The following is a 22,986-nucleotide window of genomic DNA, read 5'->3' as shown; positions in this document are numbered from 1 at the left end:
GAGCGCTACTCGGCCGGAGCGACGCCCGCCCGCAGCAGCCCGTAGGTGTACGCGTCCTCCAGGGCCTGCCAGCTCGCGGCGATGACGTTCTCGGCGACGCCGACCGTCGACCACTCGCCCGCGCCGTCGGACGTGGAGATCAGCACGCGGGTCGTGGAGTTGGTGCCGTGCTTGCCCTCCAGGATGCGGACCTTGTAGTCCACCAGCTCCAGCTTGGCGAGCTGCGGGTAGATCTTCTCCAGGCCCACGCGCAGGGACCGGTCGAGGGCGTTGACCGGGCCGTTGCCCTCCGCGGTGGCGACGATGCGCTCGCCCTTGGCCCACAGCTTGACGGTGGCCTCGTTGGCGTGGGAGCCGTCGGGCCGGTCCTCGACGATGGCCCGCCAGGACTCGACCTCGAAGTAGCGCAGCCGCCTGCCCTGGACCTCGGCGCGCAGCAGCAGTTCGAAGCTCGCGTCGGCGGCCTCGTAGGTGTAGCCCTCGAGTTCGCGCTCCTTCACCCGCTCGACCACCCGGCCGACCAGCTCGCGGTCGCCGCCGAGGTCGACGCCGAGCTCCTTGCCCTTGAGCTCGATGGACGCCCGCCCGGCCATGTCGGAGACCAGCATCCGCATGGTGTTGCCGACCCGTTCGGGGTCGATGTGCTGGTACAGGTCCGGGTCGACCTTGATCGCCGAGGCGTGCAGTCCGGCCTTGTGGGCGAAGGCCGAGAGGCCGACGTAGGGCTGGTGCGTGGAGGGGGTGAGGTTGACGACCTCGGCGATGGCGTGCGAGATGCGCGTCATCTCCCGCAGACGGCCCTCGGGCAGGACCTTCTTGCCGTACTTCAGTTCCAGGGCCGCCACGACCGGGAAGAGGTTGGCGTTGCCGACGCGCTCGCCGTAGCCGTTGGCCGTGCACTGCACGTGCGTCGCACCGGCGTCGACGGCGGCCAGGGTGTTGGCGACCGCGCAGCCCGTGTCGTCCTGGGCGTGGATGCCGAGCCGGGCGCCGGTGTCGGCGAGGACCGTGGAGACGACGGCCTGGATCTGGGCCGGGAGCATGCCGCCGTTGGTGTCGCACAGGATGACGACGTCGGCGCCGGCCTCGGCGGCCGTACGGACGACCGCCTTGGCGTACTCGGGGTTGGCGCGGTAGCCGTCGAAGAAGTGCTCGCAGTCGATGAAGACCCGGCGGCCCTGCTCCTTGAGGAAGGACACGGTGTCGCGGACCATCGCCAGGTTCTCGTCCAGGGTGGTGCGCAGCGCGAGCTCGACGTGGCGGTCGTGCGACTTGGCGACGAGCGTGATCACCGGTGCGCCGGACTCCAGGAGCGCTCTGACCTGAGGGTCCTGGTCGGCGGTGGTGCCGGCGCGGCGGGTGGAGCCGAACGCGACGAGCTGGGCGTGCCGGAAGTCGATCTCCTGCCGGGCGCGGGCGAAGAACTCGGTGTCCCGGGGGTTGGCGCCCGGCCAGCCGCCCTCGATGAAGCCCACGCCGAAGTCGTCCAGGTGCCGTGCGATGGCCAGCTTGTCCGCGACGGTGAGGTTGATGCCCTCCCGCTGGGCGCCGTCGCGCAGGGTGGTGTCGAAGACGTGGAACGAATCGTCGAGCTCGCTGGTTTCGGTCATGGTCTCAAGGCTCCTGAGGATGGGATCTCGGTCGTACCGGAATGACCGGCTCCACCGCCCTCACATACTCCCTCGCGCTCTCGCCTCCGGCTGTGGGTGGGCCAGAAATGCGAAAAACCTCTCGCGGGTGCGAGAGGTCTGCGCGCGGGTCGAGGACGACGGTGTCCACCCGTACCTGGTCGTACGTGATGGTCACTGCGGACCGGCGCGCCTGCTGCCAATAATCGTGGCGAACGAGAGCACGGGGGAAGTCTGGCACACCTCCCGCGCTCCGCTCACCGCCGTCTCAGGATGCGGTCGGTCACCTCGGGTGACGGACGTGGATACGACCCGGGCGGGCGTTCAGCCGTCCGTGAGGAGGCTGTCGGTGAGGAACTCGCTCACATGCCGGAGGATCTGCGCCCGGTCGGTGCCGCGCAGGCCGATCGCCACGTGGATGGCGAAGCCGTCCAGCAGGGCCCGCAGCCGGGCGGCGAACCGGTCCGGGTCGACGCGGCGGAACTCGCCCCGCGAGATGCCCTCGGCGAGCAGGGCCACCAGGTCGCGGTGCCAGGCGCCCTCGATGGCGGCCTGCCGGTCCCGGGCGTCCTCATCGGCGTTCTGCGAGCGGTTCCAGACCTCCAGCCACAGCGTCCAGTGCGGGTCGCGGTGGCCGTCGGGGACGTACAGGTCGACGTAGGAGTCGAGACGTTCACGGGCGGGCGCGGTCCGGGTCAGCAGCCGCCCCCGTTCCGTCCCGAGCCGTCCCTCGCTCCACTCCAGGGTGCGCAGCAGCAACTCGTCCTTGGAGCCGAAGTAGTAGAGCAGATGGCCGCTGCTCATCCCGACCTCACGGCCGAGGGCGGCCATGGTGAGCTTCTCCAGGCCGCGCTCGGCGATCATCTCCATGGCGGCGGCGAGAACGTCCTCGCGGGGCGGGGCCTGCCTTCGCCCACCGGCCATGTGCGCTCCTAGATCCTCGGCTGCTGTTGTGTGATGCAGTGGATGCCGCCACCGCCCGCGAAGATCGTACGGGCGTCCACCAGCGTCACGGTCCGCTCCGGGAACAGGCGGCGGAAGATGCCGGCCGCGATCTCGTCGCGCGGGTCGTCGAAACCGCACAGCACCACGCCGCCGTTGCAGAGGTAGTGGTTGATGTAGGAGTAGTCGGCCCAGTGGCCGTCGGCTTCCAGGACGGTCGGGGCGGGGACCTCGACGACCTCCAGGCGCCGCCCGCGGGCGTCCGTCTGCGACCTCAGCCGGCCGATGACGTCCTTGGTCACCTCGTGGTCGGGGTGGGCCGGGTCCGGCTGGGAGTGCGCCACGACGACGCCCGGGCGGGCGAAGGCCGCGACGATGTCGACGTGCCCGAGGGTGCCGAAACCGTGGGGAGGATAGTCGCCGGTCAGGCCGCGCGGCAGCCAGATCGCCTTGCGGGTGCCGAGCTGGGCGTGGATCTCGGTCTCGACCTGCTCGCGGGACCAGCCCGGGTTGCGCTCCGGTCCGAGCTGGACGGTCTCGGTCAGCAGGACGGTGCCCTCGCCGTCGACGTGGATCGCCCCGCCCTCGTTGACGAGCGTCGAGGCGTACGTCCGGGCCCCGGCGAGGTCGGCGACGTGCGCGGCGATCTTCGTGTCGTGCTCCCAGCGGGCCCACTCCTGGGCGCCCCAGCCGTTGAACGTCCAGTCGACGGCGGCCAGTCCGCCCTTCCCGTCGGTCAGGAAGGTCGGACCGATGTCGCGCATCCAGGCGTCGTCGAGGTCCCGCTCGACCGTGTCGACGCCGTCGCCCAGCAGAGCGCGCGCCTCGCCCGACCGTCCCGGCCCGCACACCACCGTCACCGGCTCGAAGCGGCGCACGGCCCGGGCCACCGCGGCCCAGGCGACCCGGGCGGCGGCCAGCTCCCCGGGGTCGTCGAAGGTCTGGTTCGGGCCCGGCCAGGCCATCCAGGTGCGCTCGTGCGGAGCCCATTCGGCGGGCATGCGGAAGCCGTCGGCGGCTGCGGGCATCGTTGATCCTCAGAGGAAGTAGAGACGGTTGAGGGAGACGGACTCGGCCGGTTCGGAGCGCAGCGGCTCGCCGTCGAGGGTGACGAGACCGGTGCGCTGGTCGACGTCGACGGCTCCGGTACGGGAGTTGAGGCGCAGGTCGGCCGGGCCGATGCCGCGAGTGCCGCGCACGGCGACCCTGCGGCGCCGGGTCGGCATGGTGTCGTTCCCCTGGTCGAGGGCGGCCTGTGCGACGAAGGCCACCGAGATGTCGGCCGGTGTCGCCCCGTGCGCGCCGAACTGCGGCCCGAGGACGAGGGGTTCGCAGGTGTCGGTCGCCGCGTTGGGGTCGCCGACCACGCCGTACGCGGGGAAGCCGGCCTTCAGCACCAGCTGCGGCTTCGCGCCGAAGTACTCGGGCCGCCACAGCACGATGTCGGCGAGCTTGCCGGTCTCGAGGGACCCGACCTCGTGCGAGAGCCCGTGCGCGAGGGCGGGGTTGATGGTCAGCTTGGCCATGTAGCGCAGGACGCGCTCGTTGTCGTGCTCGGCCTCGGGAGCGCCGAACTCTGCCTTCATCTTCCCGGCCATGGCGAAGGTACGGCGGACGGTCTCGCCCGCGCGTCCCATGCCCTGCGCGTCCGACGAGGTGATGCCGATCGCCCCCAGGTCGTGCAGGACGTCCTCGGCGCCCATGGTCCCGGCCCGGATGCGGTCCCGGGCCATGGCGGCGTCGCCGGGCAGGTCGGTCTTGAGGTCGTGGACGGAGACGATCATGCCGTAGTGCTCGGCGACGGCGTCCCGGCCGAAGGGCAGGGTCGGATTGGTGGAGGAGCCGATGACGTTGGGCACGCCCGCCATCTTCAGGACGTTGGGGACGTGTCCGCCGCCGCAGCCCTCGATGTGGAAGGCGTGGATGGTCCGGCCCTCCAGCACGCGCAGGGTGTCCTCCACCGACAGGCACTCGTTCAGCCCGTCGCTGTGCAGGGCGACCTGGACGTCGTGCTCCTCGGCGACGCGCAGGGCGGTGTCCAGGGCGCGGGTGTGGGCGCCCATGTCCTCGTGCACCTTGAACCCGCAGGCGCCACCCTCGGCGAGGGCCTCGATCAGCGGCGCCTCGTGGGAGGAGGAACCCCGGCCCAGGAAGCCGATGTTGACCGGCCAGGCGTCGAACGCGTTGAACGCGTGCCGCAGCGCCCAGGGCGAGTTGACGCCGACGCCCCACACCGGGCCGAACTCCTGCCCGATGACCGTGGTGACGCCGGAGGCGAGCGAGGCCTCCATGATGCGCGGCGACAGCAGGTGGACGTGGGTGTCGACGGCCCCGGCGGTCGCGATGAGCCCCTCGCCGGAGACGATCGAGGTGCCCGTGCCGACGACGACGTCGACGCCGTCGAGGGTGTCGGGGTTGCCGGCCCGCCCGATCGCGCGGATCCGGCCCTCGCGGATGCCGATGGAGACCTTCCGGACGCCCTGCACGGCGTCGATGACGACGACGTTGCTGATGACGACGTCACAGGTCTCGCGGACCGCGGCGGCCTTGAGGTGCAGTCCGTCGCGGGCGGTCTTGCCGAACCCGGCGAGGAACTCGTCGCCGTGGAGCTGGGAGTCGGACTCGACCCGGACGACCAGCCCCGAGTCGCCGAGACGGATGCGGTCACCGGCGCGGGGCCCGTGGGTGGCGGCGTACTCGTAGGGGGTGAGGCGGCGCGCCTCGGCGGGGTGTCCTCCTGGGCGGCTCATCGCTCGACCTCCTGATCAGGTGTTTCCGGTACGCCGAGGTAGCCGCAGGCGGCGGCCCGCCGCAGCGCGTCCTCCTTCGCGCCCGGCGCGTCCAGCGGCCCGTCGACGAGCCCGGCGAAACCGATGGCGATCCGCTCGCCCCCTATCGGCACCAGCCCGACCTCGGCGCTCTCCCCCGGCCCGAACCGCACGGACGACCCCGCGGGCACGGCCAGTCGCATGCCGTAGGCCCGGCCGCGGTCGAAGGCCAGCCGGGGGTTGGCCTCGAAGAAGTGGAAGTGGGAGGTCACCGAGACGGGCACCGTCGCGGTGTTGGTGACCGTGAGCCGCTCGGCCGGCTCGGGCTCGGGACGGTCCGGCCCGGGCAGCAGTGCGCCCGGCGCGTCCGGCCCCGAGCCGCCGCCGATGGGGTCGGAGACGACCGCGAGCCGGGAGCCGTCGTCGAAGACGGCCTCGACGTGCACCTCGGTGACCACGTCGGCGACGCCGGGCAGCACGTCGTCGGGCCCCAGGACGGACCGGGCCGCCTCGACGGCCTCGGCGAGCCGCCTGCCGTCCCGGGCGGCCTCGCACACCGTGTCGGCGATGAGCGCGGTCGCCTCGGGGACGTTGAGCCTCAGCCCCCTGGCCCTGCGGGCCCGGGCGAGCTCCGCGGCTCCGAAGAGCAGCAACCGGTCGCGTTCGGTCGGGGTCAGCCGCATGTCACTCCCTCCATTTAGAGCGTCACTCTAAACCTAAATTTCCCGTGCTCGTAAGGTTGACGACAGACCCGCGCACCGAGCACATTGAACGTCGCTCTAACCGAGGGAGACAGCATGCCGATAGAACAGCGCGGAGTCGACACCATCCCCGAGGAGGAACGCACCAGCGGGCCGCGGGACCTCGTCTCGATCCTGCTCGGCTCCAACCTCTGCCTGGGCGTGATCGTCTTCGGCTGGCTGCCGCCGTCGTTCGGCCTGGACTGGTGGTCCTCGGTCAGCGCGGTGCTCGCGGGCACGGTGGTGGGCGTGCTGTTCACGGCCCCGCTGGCACTGGTCTCGCTGCGCACCGGCACCAACCTGTCGACCTCCTCCGGCGCCCAGTTCGGGGTCCGCGGGCGGCTGGTCGGCTCGGTGGTCGGGCTGCTGCTGGCCCTCGGCTACACCGCGCTGACGGTGTGGATCGGCGGGGACGTGATGGTGAGCGTGCTGGGCCGGCTGGCCGGACTGCCACAGGGCGGGAGCTCGTACGGCGTGGTCTACGGGCTGCTCGCCGCGGCCACCGTCGCGGGCGCCGTCTACGGCTACCGAGTGCTGCTGGCGATGTCACGGGTGCTGGCCTTCGGCATGACGGCCCTGCTGGCGCTCGGCGTGATCGCCTACGCCCCCGGCTTCACCACCACCGCGCTGCCCGAGGCCGGCGGCTATCTGCTGGGCGGGTTCTGGCCCACCTGGCTGCTCGCGGCCGTGGCCGCCGGGCTGTCCGGGCCGGTCGCGTTCATCACGCTGCTCGGCGACTACACCCGCTACATCTCACCGGCCCGCCACTCCTCGCGCCGGGTGCTGCACGCGACCTGGCTCGGGCTGATGCTGGGCCTGCTGGTGCCGCAGCTGTTCGGCACGTTCACGGCGTACGCGGCCGGGGCGGCCCTCGACTACGCCGGCCCACTGGTCGACGCCGCCCCCGGCTGGTACCTCGTCCCGCTGCTCCTCGCGGCCTCGGCCGGCTCGGTCGGCAACGCGGGGCTGATGCTGTACTCGATGGGCCTCGACCTGGACGCGATCCTGCCGCGCGCCTCGCGGGCCCGGGCGACCTACGTGGTCGCGGCCGTCGCCACGGCCTGTGTCTTCGCCGGGCACCACTACTCGACCGCACAGGACGCGATGACGTCCTTCGTGCTGCTGCTGACCGCCATCGGCACGCCCTGGGCGGTCATCACCCTCATCGGCTTCGCCCGCTGCGGCGGGGTCTACGACGCGGACGCCCTCCAGGTCTTCAACCGCCGCGCCCGGGGCGGCGTCTACTGGTACCGCGCCGGCTGGAACGTCCCGGCGACCCTCTCCTGGGCGGCCGGAGCGACGGTGGGCGTCCTGGCCGTGTCCCTGCCGTCTCATGAGGGCCCCCTGCTGTCCCTGACGGGCGGGGTGGACTGCAGCTTCCTGCTGTCGGGGGTGGTGGGAGGGGCGGCGTACGTGCTGTCGGCCCCGGGCTCGTCCGCGGAAGAGCCCGGGGCCGCTGAGGCGACGCCCGCTTCTCACCCGGTCGATTCGCGCCCCGCTTCTTGAGCGGCGGTTTCCCGGCGGAGCGACGGTCCGTCTTCTTTGTCCGACTGATTCGGGCGGTGGTGGGGCAGAGGTCCGGGGGTCCGGGGGCGGAGCCCCCGGGACCAGGGCGGCTCAGCCCAGGCGGTGCATCCAGCCGTGCTGGTCCGACGCCGTACCCCGCTGGATATCGAGCAGCGCCTGACGAAGGCGGAGCGTGACCTCGCCCGGCTCTCCCCCGCTCTGCTTCCACTCCGCCGTAGCCCGCTTCACCGTACCGACCGGAGTGATCACCGCGGCCGTACCGCAGGCGAAGACCTCGGTCAGCGACCCGTTCTCCGAGTCCCGCTGCCACTGGTCGACCGAGACCCGGCCCTCCTCGGCCTCGTACCCGAGGTCACGGGCGACGGCGAGCAGGGAGTCCCGGGTGACGCCCTCCAGGATCGAGCCGGTGAGCGACGGCGTGACGATCTTGTTCCCGTACACGAAGTACAGGTTCATGCCGCCCAGCTCCTCGACCCAGGTGTGCTCCACGGCGTCGAGGTAGCAGACCTGGTCGCAGCCCTTCGTCGCGGCCTCGGCCTGCGCGAGCAGGGACGCCGCGTAGTTGCCGCCCGTCTTCGCGTCGCCCATGCCGCCGGGGACGGCGCGGACGCGGTCCTCGGAGACCCAGATGGACACCGGCTTCACACCACCCGGGAAGTACGCACCCGCCGGCGAGGCGATCACCAGGAACAGGTACTCGTTGGCCGGCTTCACACCCAGCCCGACCTCAGTGGCGATCATGAAGGGGCGCAGGTAGAGGGACTCCTCGCCGCCGTGCGCCGGCACCCATGCCTTGTCCTGCTGCACCAGGACGTCGCACGCCTCGATGAACGTCTCGACCGGCAGCTCGGGCATCGCGAGCCGGCGGGCGGAGCGCTGGAACCGCTCGGCGTTCTTCTCGGGGCGGAACGTGGCGACGGACCCGTCGGGCTGCCGGTAGGCCTTCAGCCCCTCGAAGATCTCCTGCGCGTAGTGCAGGACCGTGGTGGCGGGGTCGAGGGAGATCGGCGCGTACGGCACGAGCTGACCGTCGTGCCAGCCCCGGCCCTCCGTCCACTTGATCGTCACCATGTGATCGGTGAAGTGGCGGCCGAACCCGGGATTGGCCAGGATCTGCTCGCGTTCGGCGGCGGAGAGCGGGCTGGCGGAGGGCTTGAGCTCGATCGTGGGCGTCGTCATGGGTTGATGTCCTTCACCGGTTGTAGTGACGGGCCGCGCTCGGTACTGCTCTGATGGTGACCAGTGCTAGGACGTCCGAGCATTCCCTCATGTCGCGGCCTCGCGTTCGATTATCGCCCGGAGGCGGCGGCGGAAGGAACGGGGTGACTGCGGCCCGGTGGTCGAGGGTGGCACCCGGCGGGAACATGCGGAAGCCGCCGGGCGCGGATGCGACCCGGCGGCTTGCGAAGAGCAGCGGCGGGTCAGCCGGCTACGCGTACGGCGAGCGCGTCGCCGATCTCCGAGGTGGAGCGGGCGGGCTTGCCGGTGCGCTCGCCGAGGTCGGCGGCGACCGCCTCGTCGATGCGGGCGGCCTCGGCCTCGTAGCCGAGGTGGCGCAGGAGCAGGGCGACGGACAGCACGGTGGCGGTCGGGTCGGCCTTGCCCTGCCCGGCGATGTCCGGGGCCGAGCCGTGCACGGGCTCGAACATGGACGGGAAGTCGCCGGAGGGGTTGATGTTGCCGGAGGCGGCGACGCCGATGCCGCCGGAGACGGCCGCGGCCAGGTCGGTGACGATGTCGCCGAAGAGGTTGTCCGTGACGATCACGTCGAAGCGCTCGGGCTGCGTGACGAGGTAGATCGTCGCCGCGTCCACGTGCATGTACTCGGTGGTGACCTCGGGGAACTCCTCCGCCACCTTGTTGAAGACGTTCGTCCACAGGTGACCGGCGAAGGTCAGCACGTTGTTCTTGTGGATCAGCGCGAGCTTCTTGCGGGGGCGGGCCTGGGCCCGGGCGAAGGCGTCCCGGACCACGCGCTCCACACCGAAGGCGGTGTTCACGGAGACCTCCGTGGCGACCTCGTGCTCGGTGCCCTTGCGGATGGTGCCGCCGTTGCCGGTGTACGGGCCCTCGGTGCCCTCGCGGACCACGACGAAGTCGATCTGCGGCTCGCCCGCGAGCGGGGTGGCGACACCCGGCAGGAGCTTGGAGGGGCGCAGGTTGACGTGGTGGTCGAAGGCGAAGCGCAGCTTGAGCAGGAAGCCGCGCTCCAGGACGCCGGAGGGCACGGTCGGGTCGCCGATGGCGCCGAGCAGGATGGCGTCGTGCCGCTTCAGGGCGTCGAGGTCGGCGTCGGTGAGGGTCTCACCGGTGGCGTGGTAGCGCCGGGCGCCGAAGTCGTACTCCTCGGTCTCCAGCTTCACATCCTGCGGAAGGACGGCGGAGAGGACCTTCAGACCTTCGGCCACGACCTCCTGGCCGATGCCGTCACCGGGGATCACTGCGAGATTGATGCTGCGAGACATGCGGGCACCCTACTCCTCGTCCCATGGGATGACACACGGCGTCCGTCATGCGGACACGCCCGGAGGCGCCCATCCGGGGGACGGCACGCGTCCGTCGGGTGCCGTTCACCCGTATGTGGTGCGGCCGTTGGCCTTTGCTGGGAAGTTCTCGGGACATGGAGATCCCCCACTTCGGCATCCCGCCCGAGCTCGCACGCCGGATGAGCATGGCCGAGCAGCACGAGTACCTGCGGACGCGGCTGTCGCGGCGGCGCACCCTGGTGACCGCGGGCGCGGTGGCGAGCGGGCTGCTGACCGGCTGCGGCTCCGGGTCCGGCTCCCGTTCCGGGCAGGGTGGCGCCACCGGGACCGGGAGCCCGTCGCCCGCCACGTCGAAGGCGCCCGGCTCCCTCGTGACCCCGTTCGGCCGTCATCTGGCCTTCGGCGCCGATCCGAAGACCCAGATGCGGATCTCCTGGCAGGTGCCGCTCGCGGTGCGGAAGCCGTACGTCCGTATCGGCCTGCGCCCCGACGACCTCGGCCGCAGGGTCGAGGCGGAGCTGCGCGACCTGCACACCCCGGAGCTGAAGGGCGTACGGGCGGCGGTCGAGCAGTACTACCTCCATGCGGCGCTGGACGGGCTGCGCCCGGACACCACCTACTACTACGGCGTCGGCCACGAGGGCTTCGACCCGGCCTCCCCGCGGCACCGGTCGACCGTCACGACCTTCCGCACGGCACCGGCGAGCCCGCCCGGGCGGTTCGTGTTCACCGCGTTCGGCGACCAGGGCGTCGGTGACGAGGCGGCCCTCAACGACCGTACGCTGCTGCGCCGCGAGCCCGCCTTCCATCTGCACGCCGGCGACATCTGCTACGCCGACCCGACCGGCAAGGGCAAGGAGTCGGACGTCTTCGACGCGACCCAGTGGGACCGGTTCCTCAAGCAGACCGAGCCCGTGGCCCGGTCGGTGCCGTGGATGGTGACGACCGGCAACCACGACATGGAGGCCTGGTACTCACCGGACGGCTACGGCGGCCAGCTCGCCCGCTTCTCCCTGCCGGACAGCGGCTTCGACGCGCGTACGGCACCGGGCGTCTACGCCTTCACGTACGGCAACGTCGGCGTGGTCGCGCTGGACGCGAACGACGTGTCGTACGAGATCCCCGCCAACTTCGGCTACACGGAGGGACGGCAGACGAAGTGGCTGGACGGGAAGCTCGGCGAGCTGCGGGCTTCGAAGGACGTCGACTTCATCGTCGTCTTCTTCCACCACTGCGCGTACTCGACGTCCACGCACGCCTCGGACGGCGGGGTGCGCGCCGAGTGGCTGCCGCTGTTCGCCCGGCACGAGGTGGACCTGGTGATCAACGGGCACAACCACGTGTACGAACGGACCGACGCCGTCAAGGGCGGCGAGGTGGGCCGGCCGGTGCCGGTCGGCGGCACGACGGACCCGAGGCGGGACGGGATCGTGTACGTCACCGCGGGTGGCGGCGGCAAGGAGCTGTACGGCTTCCCCGACGGCGTGAAGGAGAGTTACGAGGGCAACACCGCCGGCCACGAGGCGGTCAGCACGTTCCGGTGGACCAAGTCGCGGAACATCCAGGAGGAGTCGGCGCAGTGGTCACGGGTGCGCTACCGCGGGTTCTCGTTCCTCTCGGTGGAGGCGGTCAGCGGCGCCCGGCCGAGGCTGAAGGTGTCGGCGCTGGCGTCGAGCGGTGAGCGGATCGACCATTTCGAGGTGCGGCGCGGGGCGTGAGACCCCGCACCGCGCCTCGTCGGGCGGCTCCCGGTCCTGGTGACGCTGTGGCTCAGTGGCCGCTGGATCCGCCGTTGTCCCTGCGGTCGAGGGCGCGCTGGAGCGCGGCGGCGGCGTTCTTGCGGTCGGACTCGGTGGTGCGGGAAACGTGACGGACTCGGCGGCGGACGGTCGTCTCGGCCATGGGAAATCGACTCCTTCGACAGCACGGAGTGCAACAGGGAGGGATACGAGACGCCGGAAGAGGCGGGGAGCGGTGCCGCAGGGATTGCCTGCACGGGGCGCGGCTCACGACCGCCATTCGCTTGGTCGAGCGAGACGTTCGGCTCCTACAAAGCTAAGGGAGCGCGGAGCGTCTGTCTCCACAATTACTCGGACTTCCTACTATCTGAGACGGTGGACTGAGTCACACCGCGCTGACCTGCGGTGATTCCTAGAGCACGTCACCGTCGCGCCAGTCGAAGACCAGCTCGTGCGCGGGGTCGAGGAGGCCGGCGAGGGCGGGCCGCACGTACGTGCTGTCCTCTTCCTCCGGCAGGCGGACGATGCCGTCCCGCGGGCTGAGGGCGTGCACCGCGCCGTCCCAGAGCCGCCAGCCCCGGGAGGTGTAGAGGCGGGCGCCCTCGTCGCTCGCGGACAGGGCACCGAGGTCGTAGGCGCGGTCGACGACACGCTCCAGCTCCGCCATCACCCGTGCGCCGAGCCCGCCGCGACGGACATCGGCGCGCACGGCGACGTTCTCGACGTACCCGGCCCGCAGCCACCGCCCGCCGTGCCGCACCCGGCGCATCACGACCGCCCCGTGCGCGGCGAGCCCGGAGCCGTCGTGCACGAGGGCGTGCATGCCCCCGAGACCGTGGTCCCAGTCCTCGTCACCGAAGTCACCCTCGAACGCGGCGTCCAGCAGGCCGCGCACGGCGTCGAGTTCGGCGACGGTCAGATCGGCGGTGTGGGCGGTGCGCACTCGGATGCTCATCGGCCCAGTCTTTCCCCGGACATGCCGACGGGCCAGGTCTTTTCGACCCGGCCCGTCGGTTCACGCGGGGGATGTCAGCCCATGTGCGGGTAGGTGTAGTCGGTCGGCGGGACCAGGGTCTCCTTGATGGCGCGGGTCAGGGTCCAGCGCATCAGGTTCTGCGGGGCACCGGCCTTGTCGTTGGTGCCGGAGGCGCGGCCGCCGCCGAAGGGCTGCTGGCCGACGACGGCGCCGGTCGACTTGTCGTTGATGTAGAAGTTGCCGGCCGCGTAGCGGAGCTTGTCGGCCGTGTAGGCCGCCGCCGCGCGGTCGTTCGCGATGACCGAGCCGGTCAGGGCGTAGTCGGAGACGGACTCCATCTGGGTCAGCATCGCGTCGTACTGGTCGTCCTCGTAGACGTGCACGGCGATGATCGGGCCGAAGTACTCGGTGCGGAACACCTCGTTCTCCGGGTCGGTGCACTCGATGACGGTCGGGCGGACGAAGTAGCCGACCGAGTCGTCGTAGGTGCCGCCCGCGACGATCGTGCAGGTCGGGTCCTCCTTGGCGCGGTCGATGGCGGCCTTGTTCTTGGCGAAGGCACGCTCGTCGATGACGGCGCCGATGAAGTTCGACAGGTCGGTGACGTCACCCATCTTGATGCCGTCGACCTCGGCGGCCAGCTCCTCCTTGAAGCCGGAGTTCCAGATCGAGGCGGGGATGTAGGCCCGGGAGGTGGCGCTGCACTTCTGGCCCTGGAACTCGAAGGCGCCGCGGGTGAACGCCGTCTTCAGGACGGCCCGGTCGGCCGAGGGGTGGGCGACGAGGAAGTCCTTGCCGCCGGTCTCACCGACGAGGCGCGGGTAGGTGCGGTACTTCTCGATGTTCGCGCCGACCGTCTTCCACAGGTACTGGAAGGTGGGGGTCGAGCCGGTGAAGTGGATGCCGGCGAGGTCGCGGTGCTCCAGGGCGACCTTGGAGACCTCGATGCCGTCGCCGGTGACGAGGTTGATGACGCCCTTGGGCAGCCCGGCCTCCTCCAGCAGCTGCATCAGCAGCACGGCGGCGTGGGTCTGCGTCGGGGACGGCTTCCACACGACGACGTTGCCCATCAGGGCCGGGGCGGTCGGCAGGTTGCCGGCGATGGCGGTGAAGTTGAAGGGCGTGATCGCGTAGACGAAGCCCTCGAGCGGGCGGTGGTCCAGTCGGTTCCAGACGCCCGGGGAGTTCGCCGGGGGCTGCTCGGCCAGGAGTTTGCGGGCGTAGGAGACGTTGAAGCGCCAGAAGTCGATCAGCTCGCAGGGCGTGTCGATCTCGGCCTGCTGGGCGGTCTTGGACTGGCCGAGCATGGTGGAGGCGGCGAGCGTCTCGCGCCAGGGGCCGGACAGCAGCTCGGCGGCGCGCAGGATGATCGCAGCGCGGTCGTCGAAGGACATCGCACGCCAGGCGGGCGCGGCAGCCAGGGCCGCGTCGATGGCGTCCTGGGCGTCCGCCTGCGTGGCGTTGCGGTACGTGCCGAGCACCGCCTGGTGGTTGTGCGGCTGGACGACCTGGAAGGTCTCGCCGCCGCCCATCCGCTTCTCGCCGCCGATGGTGCAGGGCAGGTCGACGGGGTTGTCGGCCAGCTCCTTCAGCCGGGCCTCCAGCCGGGCCCGCTCGGGCGAGCCGGGGGCGTAGCCGTGCACCGGCTCGTTGACGGGGGTGGGGACCTGGGTCACAGCGTCCATGTTTTCCGTAACTCCTTACTGAGCGGTGATTCGGTCTCGGCCCTTGTCGGGCTCTGGCCCCTTGAGGGCTCTCAGCCCTTGGTGAGCATCGAACGGGCGAAGAAGCGCAGGTTGGCCGGCTTCTCCGCGAGACGGCGCATGCTGTGCCTTCCCGGGGGACGACCCCCGGACCCCCAGCAGACGCCGCAGCACAGCCACGTTCCCTCAGCCACGGGTGATCACGCTCCGGGCGAAGAAGCGCAGGTTGGCCGGCTTCTCCGCGAGACGGCGCATGAAGTAGCCGTACCAGTCGGTGCCGTACGCGGTGTAGACGCGCATCCGGTGGCCCTCGGCGGCCAGCCGCAGGTGCTCGTCGGTGCGGATGCCGTAGAGCATCTGGAACTCGTACTCGTCCGGCTTGCGCCCGGCCTGGTGGGCCAGCTCCTGGCCGATCGCGATCAGACGCGGGTCGTGGGACCCGATCATCGGGTACCCCTCCCCCGCCATCAGCGTACGCAGAATGCGGACGTATGCCCGGTCGATCTCGCGTTTGTCCTGGTACGCGACGGAGGCGGGCTCCTTGTACGCGCCCTTGACCAGACGGACCCGGCTGCCGCTCTCCGCGAGGCGGCGGGCGTCCGCCTCGGTGCGGAACAGGTAGGCCTGGATCACACAGCCGGTCTGCGGGAAGTCCTTCCGCAGCTCCTCGTGGATGGCGAACATCGAGTCGAGGGTGGTGTGGTCCTCGGCGTCGAGCGTGACCGTGGTGCCGATCTCGGCGGCGGCCTCGACGACCGGGCGGACGTTGCCCAGGGCCAGCTCGTGGCCACCCTCCAGCGCCTGACCGAACATCGACAGCTTCACCGACATCTCGGCGCGGGTGCCGAGCTCCAGCGGCTTGAGGCGGTCGACGAGTTCCAGGTAGGCGTCCCGGGCGGCGGCGGCCTGCGCGGGGCTGGTGATGTCCTCGCCGACGACGTCCATCGTCAGCTCCAGCCCCTGCTCGGTCAGGCTCCGCACGACGGGGACGATGTCGTCGACGTCCTCGCCCGGGATGAAGCGGTCGACGACCTGCTTGGTCACCGGGGCCGCCGAGATCAGGCGTCGCATCCGGTCGCTGCGAGACGCGGCGAGAATCACGGGACCCAGCACGGGGCACCTCCAAGCACCAGCAACGTGAAGGCCGGACCCCTCGCGGACGACGCGTCGGGTACGGCACGGAGAACCACCGTGAAACCTAAGGATCCCTCCGATCGTGGGCCATCGACAGCTGTCACGCATCCGTGCCGCAGATCTCAGACAGATGTATGAAGGGCTCTGTGAAGTGCGCGACAATGCCCGGGTGACGTCGGAACACAGGGGCGACTACGAGGAGCTGGTCGACGAGATCTCGGAGCTGCTCGGCGCGCCCGCGACCCTGGAGAACAGGGACTTCGAGCTGATCGCCTTCGGGGCCTACGACAGTGAGGGCGACCTGGATCCGTCGGCCCTGGATCCGGTGCGCACCCGCTCGATCCTCACCCGCCGTTCGACGGCGGCGGTCCGGGCCTGGTTCGAGGGCTTCGGCATCACCCGGGCGACGGCCCCGGTCCGTATCCCTCCGACACCGGAGGCCGGGGTCTACCGGGGCCGGATCTGCCTCCCCGTTCGCCATCGGGGTGTGGTGCACGGCTATGTCTGGCTCCTGGACGACGATCCCGGCCCGAGCGAGCACCAGCTCACCGCCGCCATGCGGGTCACGGCCCGCATCGGCGCCCTGCTCGCGGACGAGGCGCAGCACGGCGCCGACCTCAGCCGCGAACTCCGGGCCGTCCTCACCGCCGAGCCCGGCTGGCAGAGCGACATGGCCGTCGCCGAGCTCCGTACCGCCCTCGGTTCCCGCGCCGACGGCCTCCACGCCCTGATGTGCGTCGCCCCCTGGCCCTCGGCCGATCCGGACGACGCCCCGTCGGTCCGCGCGGTCCCGGGCGCGACGGCGCTGTGCACCCTGCCGTGGGGGGCGGCGGCCCAGTGCCTGGCGGTGCTGATCCGCTTGCGGTCCCCTGACGTCCTCACCCCGGCGACGACGGCGGCGGGGCGCCTGCTGGAGAGGGCGGGCGGGGGAAGCGGCCCGGAGGGCGGGGCCGGCGGAAGCAGCGGGGCGAGCGCACCCGGTGGGGCCAGCAGGAGCAGCGGAACCAGCGGGCCGAGCGGAGCGGGCGGGCCGAGCGGCCCGGGCCCGGCACCGGCCGCCGGTATCGCCACCCCGCGCTCCGGCCTCGCCGAGTCGGCGACCGCCTGGCGGGAGGCGTCGGCGGCCGCCCGGGCCGCATTGGCCGAGGCGCGCTTCGGGCCGGTCGCGCAGTGGGCGTCGATCGGGCCGTTCCGGCTGCTCACGGCCCTGCCACCCGAGGTCGCCCACGACCCGGTCGCCCGCGCACTGCTCACCCCGGTCCATCACGAACTCGCCCGGACCGCCGAGGTCTACCTCGACCGCGCCGGCCAGGCCGCCCGGGCCGCCGCCGAGCTGGGCATCCACCGTCAGACCCTGTACTACCGCCTGTCCCGGATCGAGAAGCTCACCGGCCTCGACCTGGACGACGGCGAGGACCGTCTGCTGCTGCACATGGCCCTCAAGGCACACCGACTGTGAGGACGGCCCGTTCATGCCCCTGCTGCTGCTCGACCTCGACAACACCCTGATCGACCGGGACGCCGCCTACCGCGCCACGCTGCTGGACTTCCTCGCCGACCACGGGCTGCCCGAGGACGACATCGACTGGCTCATGACCGTCGACGCCAGTGGGTACACACCCCGCCCGGAGGTCGCCCTGGCCATGCACGGGCGGTACGGCGACCGCGTCCCCCAGGACACGGTCCGCGCACTGCTCGACCGAGGCGCGGCCGACCGCGCCGTGCTGTCCGCGCCCGTCCGCAGCGCGCTCGAGAAGGCCACCGCCGCCGGCTGGACCCTCGCCATCGTCACCAACGGCCGTACCTCCCAGCAGGAGAGGAAGATCCGCGTCACCGGCCTCGACGCGCTGACCCACGGCTGGGCCGTCTCCGAGGCCGTCGGCCACAAGAAGCCCGCGCCGGAGATCTTCCACGCCGCTGCCGTCGCCGTCGGCGCCACGCTGGAGGGCGCCTGGGTGATCGGCGACTCCCCGCACGCCGACATCGCCGGCGCGGCCGGCATCGGCGCCCGCAGCGTCTGGGTGTCGGCGGGCCGCCCCTGGACCGGGACGGCACTCACTCCCACCCGGACCGCCCCCGACACCGCGTCCGCCATCGAGTCGGTCGTGGGCGTGCCCGGCTGAGGCGTCACTTCCCCTCGGCTGCCTCGATCACCCGGCGCAGCCCCGCCGTGAGGTGCTCGGCCTCGGGAGCGTGCTCCGGGTCGAAGGTCCACTGGGCCATCAGGCCCATCATCAGGGTCAGGTAGAAGTACCCGACGGTGTCCACCTGCTCGTCCGTCACATCGGCCTCGTGTCCGCCGAGGAAGAGGGGCAGGATGCCGCGCGCGCCCTCGCGCTGGGCCCGTGCGAGATGTTCCCGTACCTCCGGCAGCTGGTCCCCCATGGCCACGATCTCCATGCTGAGCCGCCACATCGAGCCGGGCTCCCGCATGGTCCCGATGATGTTCGCCCAGACGTCGGTGAAGCGCTCCAGCGACCCCGGCTCCCCGCGCAGCTCACCGCCGCCCTCGAAGGCGTCGGACATGCCCTCCACCATCTCCACGTACGCCTGTGCCAGCAGCGCGTCCTTGGAGCCGTAGTGGTAACCGATCGACGCCAGGTTGGTCCCCGACTCCTTGACGATGTCGCGCGCGGTCGTGCGCAGGAAGCCCTTCGCCAGCAGGCAGCGCTTGGCGCCCTCCAGCAGATCCTCACGGTGTCCCATGGCACGCCACCCTATCCCCAGATCCAGACGAGCGTATTAAACAGGCGTACTAGACAAGCGTTTAATACGCTCGTACAGTCCTGCCCATGACGACGAACCCCCCTCCTCCCGCCCTCGCCGGCCGCCGCGAATGGGCCGCCCTCGGCGTGCTGATGCTCCCGCTGCTGCTGGTCTCGATGGACGTCTCGGTCCTCTACTTCGCGATCCCCGCGATCAGTGCCGACCTGGAGCCGAGCGCCACCCAGCAGCTGTGGATCTTCGACATCTACGGCTTCGTGCTGGCCGGCCTGCTGATGACGATGGGCTCGCTCGGCGACCGCGTCGGCCGCCGCAGGCTCCTGCTGATCGGCGCCGCCGCCTTCGGCACGGCCTCGCTGGTCGCGGCCTACGCCACCAGCGCCGAGACCCTGATCGCCGCCCGCGCGGTCCTCGGCATCGGCGGCGCGACCCTGATGCCCTCCACGATGGCGCTCGTGCGCACGATGTTCACCGACCCGGCGCAGCGGACCAAGGCGATCGGTGTGTGGTCGGGGGTCATGACGGCCGGCATCGCACTCGGCTCGGTGATGAGCGGGGTGCTCGTCGAGCACTTCTGGTGGGGCTCGGTCTTCCTGGTCAACCTGCCCGCCATGCTGCTGCTCCTGCTGCTCGGCCCGGTCCTGCTGCCCGAGTCGCGCACGCCGGACCCCGGCCGCTTCGACCTGCTGAGCGTCCCTTTGTCGATGGCGGCGGTGCTCCCCGTGATCTACGGCCTGAAGGAACTCGCGGCCGAGGGCTGGAACGTGCGGTACGCGATGTCGGTGACCGTCGGCCTGCTCTTCGCCGCCCTGTTCGTCCACCGCCAGCGCACGGCGGCCTCCCCGCTGATCTCACCGGACCTGTTCCGGGCCCGCGGCTTCAGCCCGGCCGTCGTCCTCAACCTCGCCGCCGCCTTCGGCATGATGGGCTCGGCGTACTTCACGACCCAGTACATCCAGTCGGTCCTGGACAAGGGTCCTCTCGAAGCGGCGCTGTGGAGCCTGCTGCCGTCGGTGCCCATCGGGCTCGCGGCCCCGGTCTCCGCCCAGCTCGTGCGGCGGGGCGTTCCGCGTGCGCACGTCGTCGGCGGCGGCTTCGCGGTCGCCGCGTGCGGCTACGTGATGCTGGCCCTGGCCGGTACGGATTCGCTGTGGCTGCTGCTGGCCGCGTGCGCCGTCCTGACCTGCGGCATCGTGGCCGTCATGTCGCAGGTGGCGGACCTGGCCCTGAGCGCCGCTCCCGTGGAGAAGGCGGGTGCCGCGTCGTCCCTGCTGGAGACGGGCACGGAGTTCGGCGGCGCGCTGAGCATGGCGTTCCTCGGCTCCATCGGCACGGCCGTCTTCCGGCACGACATCCCGGACTCGGCACCCGCCGCGGCGCGCGAGACCCTGGGCGGCGCCCTGGCCGTGGCCGACGGGCTTCCGGGGCGTGCGGGGGACGCCCTGGCGACGGCGGCACGCGAGGCCTTCACCAGCGGCATGCACGCGGCGGCCGTCACGGGCGCGGTGCTGCTGACCGGTGCGGCGGCAGCGGCGGTGCTGACCCTGCGGCGGGTGGGGGTACGCGAAAACGCCGGACGGGCTGATCAGCTCAGCCCGTCCGGCGTCTGAGGACGTAGCCGTTCAGGACGAACGGGCGCCCGGGGGCGCGGCCCCCGGGAACGTCAGGCCAGGTTCACCGACCGGGCCGAGGTCGCCCCGATCTCCGCGGCCACCTCGGCCAGCACGTTCGCGGTCACGGTGTCGTCCACGGTCAGCACCGCCAGCGCCTCGCCGCCGGCCACCGAACGCGACACCTGCATGCCGGCGATGTTGAGGCCCGCCTCACCGAGGATGCGGCCGACCGTGCCGACGATACCGGGGCGGTCCTCGTACTTCAGGACCAGCATGTGGTCGGCGAGCGCGAGGTCCACGTCGTAGTCACCGACCGCGACGATCTTCTGGAGGTGCTTGGGGCCGGCCAGCGTGCCGGACACCGACACCTCCTCGCCGTCGGCGAGGGTGCCGCGCACCGTGACGACGTTGCGGTGCTCGGTCGCCTCGGAGCTGGTGGTGAGGCGCACCTCGACACCGCGCTCCTGCGCGAACAGCGGCGCGTTGACGTAGGAGACCGTCTCGTCGACGACGTCCTCGAAGACACCCTTGAGCGCGGACAGCTCCAGCACCTTCACGTCGTGCTGGGTGATCTCGCCGTAGACCTCGACATCGAGGCGGACCGCGACCTCACCGGCGAGCGCGGTGAAGATCCGGCCCAGGCGCTCGGCGAGCGGCAGACCCGGCTTGACGTCCTCGGCGATGACACCGCCCTGCACGTTCACCGCGTCCGGCACGAGCTCACCGGCGAGCGCGAGGCGCACCGAGCGGGCCACGGCGATACCGGCCTTCTCCTGCGCCTCATCCGTGGAGGCGCCGAGGTGCGGGGTGCAGACGACCTGGTCGAACTCGAACAGCGGGGAGTCCGTGCAGGGCTCCTTCGCGTAGACGTCGAGACCGGCACCGGCGACCCGGCCCTCCTTGAGGGCGGAGTACAGCGCCTCCTCGTCGACGATCCCGCCGCGCGCGGCGTTGACGATGCGCACGCTCGGCTTGACCTTGCGCAGCGCCTCGTCGCCGATGAGGCCGACCGTCTCGGGGGTCTTGGGCAGGTGCACGGTGATGAAGTCGGAGACCTCGAGCAGCTCGTCCAGCGACAGCACCTTCACGCCCATCTGGGCGGCGCGGGCGGGCTGGATGTAGGGGTCGTAGGCGACGACCTTCATGCCGAACCCGGACATGCGCTGGGCGACCAGCGCGCCGATGCGGCCGAGGCCGACGACACCGAGGGTCTTCTCGGCCAGCTCGACGCCCGTGTACTTGCTGCGCTTCCACTCGCCGTTCTTCAGCGCGGCGTTGGCCTGCGGAATGTGCCGGGCGGTGGCGACGAGGAGACCGCAGGCCAGCTCGGCGGCGGTCACGATGTTCGAGGTGGGGGCGTTGACGACCATCACGCCGGCCTTGGTGGCGGCGGAGACGTCCACGTTGTCCAGGCCGACGCCGGCTCGTGCGACGACCTTCAGCTTGTTCGCGGCGGCGATCGCCTCGGCGTCGACCTTGGTGGCCGAGCGGACCAGGATCGCGTCCACGTCGACGATGGCCGGGAGCAGCTCGGCCCGGTCCGCGCCGTTGCAGTGCCGGATCTCGAAGTCCGGGCCCAGGGCGTCGACGGTGGCGGGCGACAGCTCTTCAGCGATGAGTACGACGGGTTTCGAGCTCACGTGAGTCCTCACAAGTCCAGTGCTGCGGACGGCCGTCCCGACGGCCGCAGGCGGTGGAGGGGGGCTAGCCGCGGAAGACGCACGACGCTGTGGGCCTGACGCGTATGTGTGCAGCAGTCTAGTGGCGCACGGGGCGTCGTCCTGTGCCGCTGCGGAAGGATCACCCGTCCGTGGCCGGACGGGATGGACAACGCCGTACCACCGACGTTACCCGGGGTTCGCCGAAGGGGCCGGAGCGGGTTCGCTCCGGCCCCTCGGGCAGGCGGCTTACGCCTCCTCGTCGACCCAGCTCATGAGCTTGCGCAGCTCCTTGCCGGTGGTCTCCAGCAGGTGCTCGGAGTCCTGCTTCTTGTACTCGTTGTACTTCTTCAGACCGCCGTGGTACTCGTCCATCCACTGCGTCGCGAAGGTGCCGTCCTGGATCTCGGCGAGGACCTTCTTCATCTCGGCCTTGGTGGCGTCCGTGATGATGCGCGGGCCGGTGACGTAGTCGCCCCACTCGGCGGTCTCGGAAATCGACCAGCGCATCTTCTCCAGGCCGCCCTCGTACATGAGGTCCACGATCAGCTTCAGCTCGTGCAGGCACTCGAAGTAGGCGATCTCCGGCTGGTAGCCGGCCTCGGTCAGCGTCTCGAAGCCCGCCTTGACCAGGGCGGCGGTACCACCGCAGAGGACAGCCTGCTCACCGAACAGGTCGGTCTCGGTCTCCTCGGTGAAGGTCGTCTTGATGACGCCGGCGCGGGTGCCGCCGATGCCCTTGGCGTAGGACAGGGCCAGCGCGAAGCCGTTGCCCGTGGCGTCCTGCTCGACGGCGGCGATGCAGGGAACGCCGCGGCCTTCCTCGTACTGACGGCGCACCAGGTGGCCCGGGCCCTTCGGGGCGACCATGCAGACGTCCACACCGGCCGGGGGCTTGATGAAGCCGTAGCGGATGTTCAGGCCGTGGCCGAAGAACAGGGCGTCGCCGTCGCTCAGGTTGGGGGCGATGTGCTCCTCGTAGACCTGGGCCTGGATCGGGTCCGGGACGAGGATCATGATGACATCGGCCTCGGCGGCGGCCTCCGACGGGCTCACCACGCGCAGGCCCTGCTCCTCGGCCTTGGCCTTGGACTTGGAGCCCTCGTGCAGACCGACGCGCACGTCGACACCCGAGTCACGGAGCGACAGCGCGTGGGCGTGGCCCTGGCTGCCGTAACCGATGACCGCGACCTTGCGGCCCTGGATGATGGACAGGTCGGCGTCGGCGTCGTAGAACAGCTCGGCCACTTTGGGTTCTCTCCTCGGGAGTGCAGATGTTGCGTCCCACCGTATGACGGGGGGCGGAAGGGAAGTCTGCGGGTCTCGGAATACGGGCGGCCGACGGCGC

The 22,986-nt window shown here is 71.3% G+C and carries 19 protein-coding genes; 5 read left to right on the top strand and 14 right to left on the bottom strand.

Annotated features, from left to right (window positions below; translation table 11 throughout):
• Positions 1 to 5: 5 nt before the first annotated feature.
• The 5 genes from cimA to ureA all read right to left on the bottom strand — a co-directional run bounded on the left by cimA (position 6) and on the right by ureA (position 6,021).
• Positions 6 to 1,610: a citramalate synthase gene (cimA, locus tag AB0B29_RS30655; protein ID WP_362244818.1), complete on the bottom strand. Its 1,605-nt coding sequence runs from the start codon at positions 1,608 to 1,610 to the stop codon at positions 6 to 8.
• Between the two features lie 342 nt (positions 1,611 to 1,952).
• Positions 1,953 to 2,552, bottom strand: a complete 600-nt coding sequence (locus tag AB0B29_RS30650; RefSeq protein WP_362244816.1) for a TetR/AcrR family transcriptional regulator — start codon at positions 2,550 to 2,552, stop codon at positions 1,953 to 1,955.
• Positions 2,553 to 2,560: 8 nt separating this feature from the next.
• Complete coding sequence (locus AB0B29_RS30645; protein ID WP_362244815.1) at positions 2,561 to 3,598, bottom strand: agmatine deiminase family protein; 1,038 nt, start codon at positions 3,596 to 3,598, stop codon at positions 2,561 to 2,563.
• A gap of 9 nt (positions 3,599 to 3,607) precedes the next feature.
• Positions 3,608 to 5,320 (bottom strand): urease subunit alpha, encoded by a 1,713-nt coding sequence (locus tag AB0B29_RS30640; protein WP_362244813.1) that lies wholly within the window; start codon positions 5,318 to 5,320, stop codon positions 3,608 to 3,610.
• Complete coding sequence (gene ureA, locus AB0B29_RS30635; RefSeq protein WP_362244811.1) at positions 5,317 to 6,021, bottom strand: urease subunit gamma; 705 nt, start codon at positions 6,019 to 6,021, stop codon at positions 5,317 to 5,319. The genes AB0B29_RS30640 and ureA overlap by 4 nt, the downstream gene beginning before the upstream one ends.
• Positions 6,022 to 6,135: 114 nt before the next feature.
• Here ureA and AB0B29_RS30630 point away from each other — a divergent pair, with 114 nt between their 5' ends.
• On the top strand, positions 6,136 to 7,584 hold the full coding sequence (locus tag AB0B29_RS30630; RefSeq protein WP_362244809.1) for a cytosine permease: 1,449 nt from the start codon (positions 6,136 to 6,138) through the stop codon (positions 7,582 to 7,584).
• 111 nt (positions 7,585 to 7,695) lie between these two features.
• Here the strand turns inward: AB0B29_RS30630 and AB0B29_RS30625 are convergent, their stop codons facing one another.
• Both AB0B29_RS30625 and AB0B29_RS30620 read right to left on the bottom strand, forming a co-directional pair.
• The gene (locus AB0B29_RS30625; protein WP_362244807.1) at positions 7,696 to 8,784 is read right to left on the bottom strand and encodes a branched-chain amino acid aminotransferase; all 1,089 of its coding nucleotides are present in this window, start codon (positions 8,782 to 8,784) and stop codon (positions 7,696 to 7,698) included.
• A 242-nt stretch (positions 8,785 to 9,026) separates the two neighbouring features.
• Complete coding sequence (locus AB0B29_RS30620) at positions 9,027 to 10,070, bottom strand: 3-isopropylmalate dehydrogenase (RefSeq protein WP_362244805.1); 1,044 nt, start codon at positions 10,068 to 10,070, stop codon at positions 9,027 to 9,029.
• Between the two features lie 155 nt (positions 10,071 to 10,225).
• On the opposite strand from AB0B29_RS30620, the gene AB0B29_RS30615 reads away from it, so the two are divergent.
• Complete coding sequence (locus AB0B29_RS30615) at positions 10,226 to 11,809, top strand: purple acid phosphatase family protein (RefSeq protein WP_362244803.1); 1,584 nt, start codon at positions 10,226 to 10,228, stop codon at positions 11,807 to 11,809.
• A gap of 52 nt (positions 11,810 to 11,861) precedes the next feature.
• Here AB0B29_RS30615 and AB0B29_RS30610 read toward each other — a convergent pair whose 3' ends face one another.
• From AB0B29_RS30610 to AB0B29_RS30595, 4 genes are all read right to left on the bottom strand, one after another.
• On the bottom strand, positions 11,862 to 11,993 hold the full coding sequence (locus AB0B29_RS30610) for a hypothetical protein (RefSeq protein ID WP_104781486.1): 132 nt from the start codon (positions 11,991 to 11,993) through the stop codon (positions 11,862 to 11,864).
• A 249-nt stretch (positions 11,994 to 12,242) separates the two neighbouring features.
• The gene (locus AB0B29_RS30605; protein WP_362244801.1) at positions 12,243 to 12,785 is read right to left on the bottom strand and encodes a GNAT family N-acetyltransferase; all 543 of its coding nucleotides are present in this window, start codon (positions 12,783 to 12,785) and stop codon (positions 12,243 to 12,245) included.
• Between the two features lie 74 nt (positions 12,786 to 12,859).
• Positions 12,860 to 14,491, bottom strand: coding sequence for an L-glutamate gamma-semialdehyde dehydrogenase (gene pruA, locus AB0B29_RS30600; RefSeq protein WP_362244799.1), 1,632 nt, complete (start codon positions 14,489 to 14,491; stop codon positions 12,860 to 12,862).
• Between the two features lie 204 nt (positions 14,492 to 14,695).
• Positions 14,696 to 15,622 carry a proline dehydrogenase family protein gene (locus tag AB0B29_RS30595; RefSeq protein ID WP_362244797.1) on the bottom strand — a complete coding sequence of 309 codons (927 nt, stop codon included), beginning with the start codon at positions 15,620 to 15,622 and terminating at the stop codon, positions 14,696 to 14,698.
• 151 nt (positions 15,623 to 15,773) lie between these two features.
• Here AB0B29_RS30595 and AB0B29_RS30590 point away from each other — a divergent pair, with 151 nt between their 5' ends.
• Both AB0B29_RS30590 and AB0B29_RS30585 read left to right on the top strand, forming a co-directional pair.
• Positions 15,774 to 17,102, top strand: coding sequence for a PucR family transcriptional regulator (locus tag AB0B29_RS30590; RefSeq protein ID WP_436845916.1), 1,329 nt, complete (start codon positions 15,774 to 15,776; stop codon positions 17,100 to 17,102).
• Positions 17,103 to 17,115: 13 nt separating this feature from the next.
• Positions 17,116 to 17,766, top strand: coding sequence for an HAD family hydrolase (locus tag AB0B29_RS30585; RefSeq protein ID WP_362244793.1), 651 nt, complete (start codon positions 17,116 to 17,118; stop codon positions 17,764 to 17,766).
• 4 nt (positions 17,767 to 17,770) lie between these two features.
• Here the strand turns inward: AB0B29_RS30585 and AB0B29_RS30580 are convergent, their stop codons facing one another.
• Complete coding sequence (locus AB0B29_RS30580) at positions 17,771 to 18,349, bottom strand: TetR/AcrR family transcriptional regulator (RefSeq protein WP_362244791.1); 579 nt, start codon at positions 18,347 to 18,349, stop codon at positions 17,771 to 17,773.
• Positions 18,350 to 18,435: 86 nt separating this feature from the next.
• Between AB0B29_RS30580 and AB0B29_RS30575 the strand changes: the two genes are divergently transcribed.
• A complete protein-coding gene (locus AB0B29_RS30575; protein ID WP_362244789.1) occupies positions 18,436 to 19,977 on the top strand; it encodes an MFS transporter in 1,542 nt (513 codons plus the stop codon).
• Between the two features lie 53 nt (positions 19,978 to 20,030).
• Here AB0B29_RS30575 and serA read toward each other — a convergent pair whose 3' ends face one another.
• Positions 20,031 to 21,620: a phosphoglycerate dehydrogenase gene (gene serA, locus AB0B29_RS30570; protein ID WP_362244787.1), complete on the bottom strand. Its 1,590-nt coding sequence runs from the start codon at positions 21,618 to 21,620 to the stop codon at positions 20,031 to 20,033.
• 267 nt (positions 21,621 to 21,887) lie between these two features.
• Entirely contained in the window at positions 21,888 to 22,886 is a 999-nt protein-coding gene (gene ilvC, locus AB0B29_RS30565; RefSeq protein WP_362244785.1) for a ketol-acid reductoisomerase, read from the bottom strand.
• Positions 22,887 to 22,986 lie beyond the last annotated feature (100 nt).

Origin of the sequence: Streptomyces tibetensis (genome assembly GCF_040647715.1) — a bacterium.
GTDB lineage: Bacteria > Actinomycetota > Actinomycetes > Streptomycetales > Streptomycetaceae > Streptomyces > Streptomyces tibetensis_A.
Note: the sequence above shows the minus strand (reverse complement) of the source record. Positions and strands in the feature narration are given on the sequence as shown.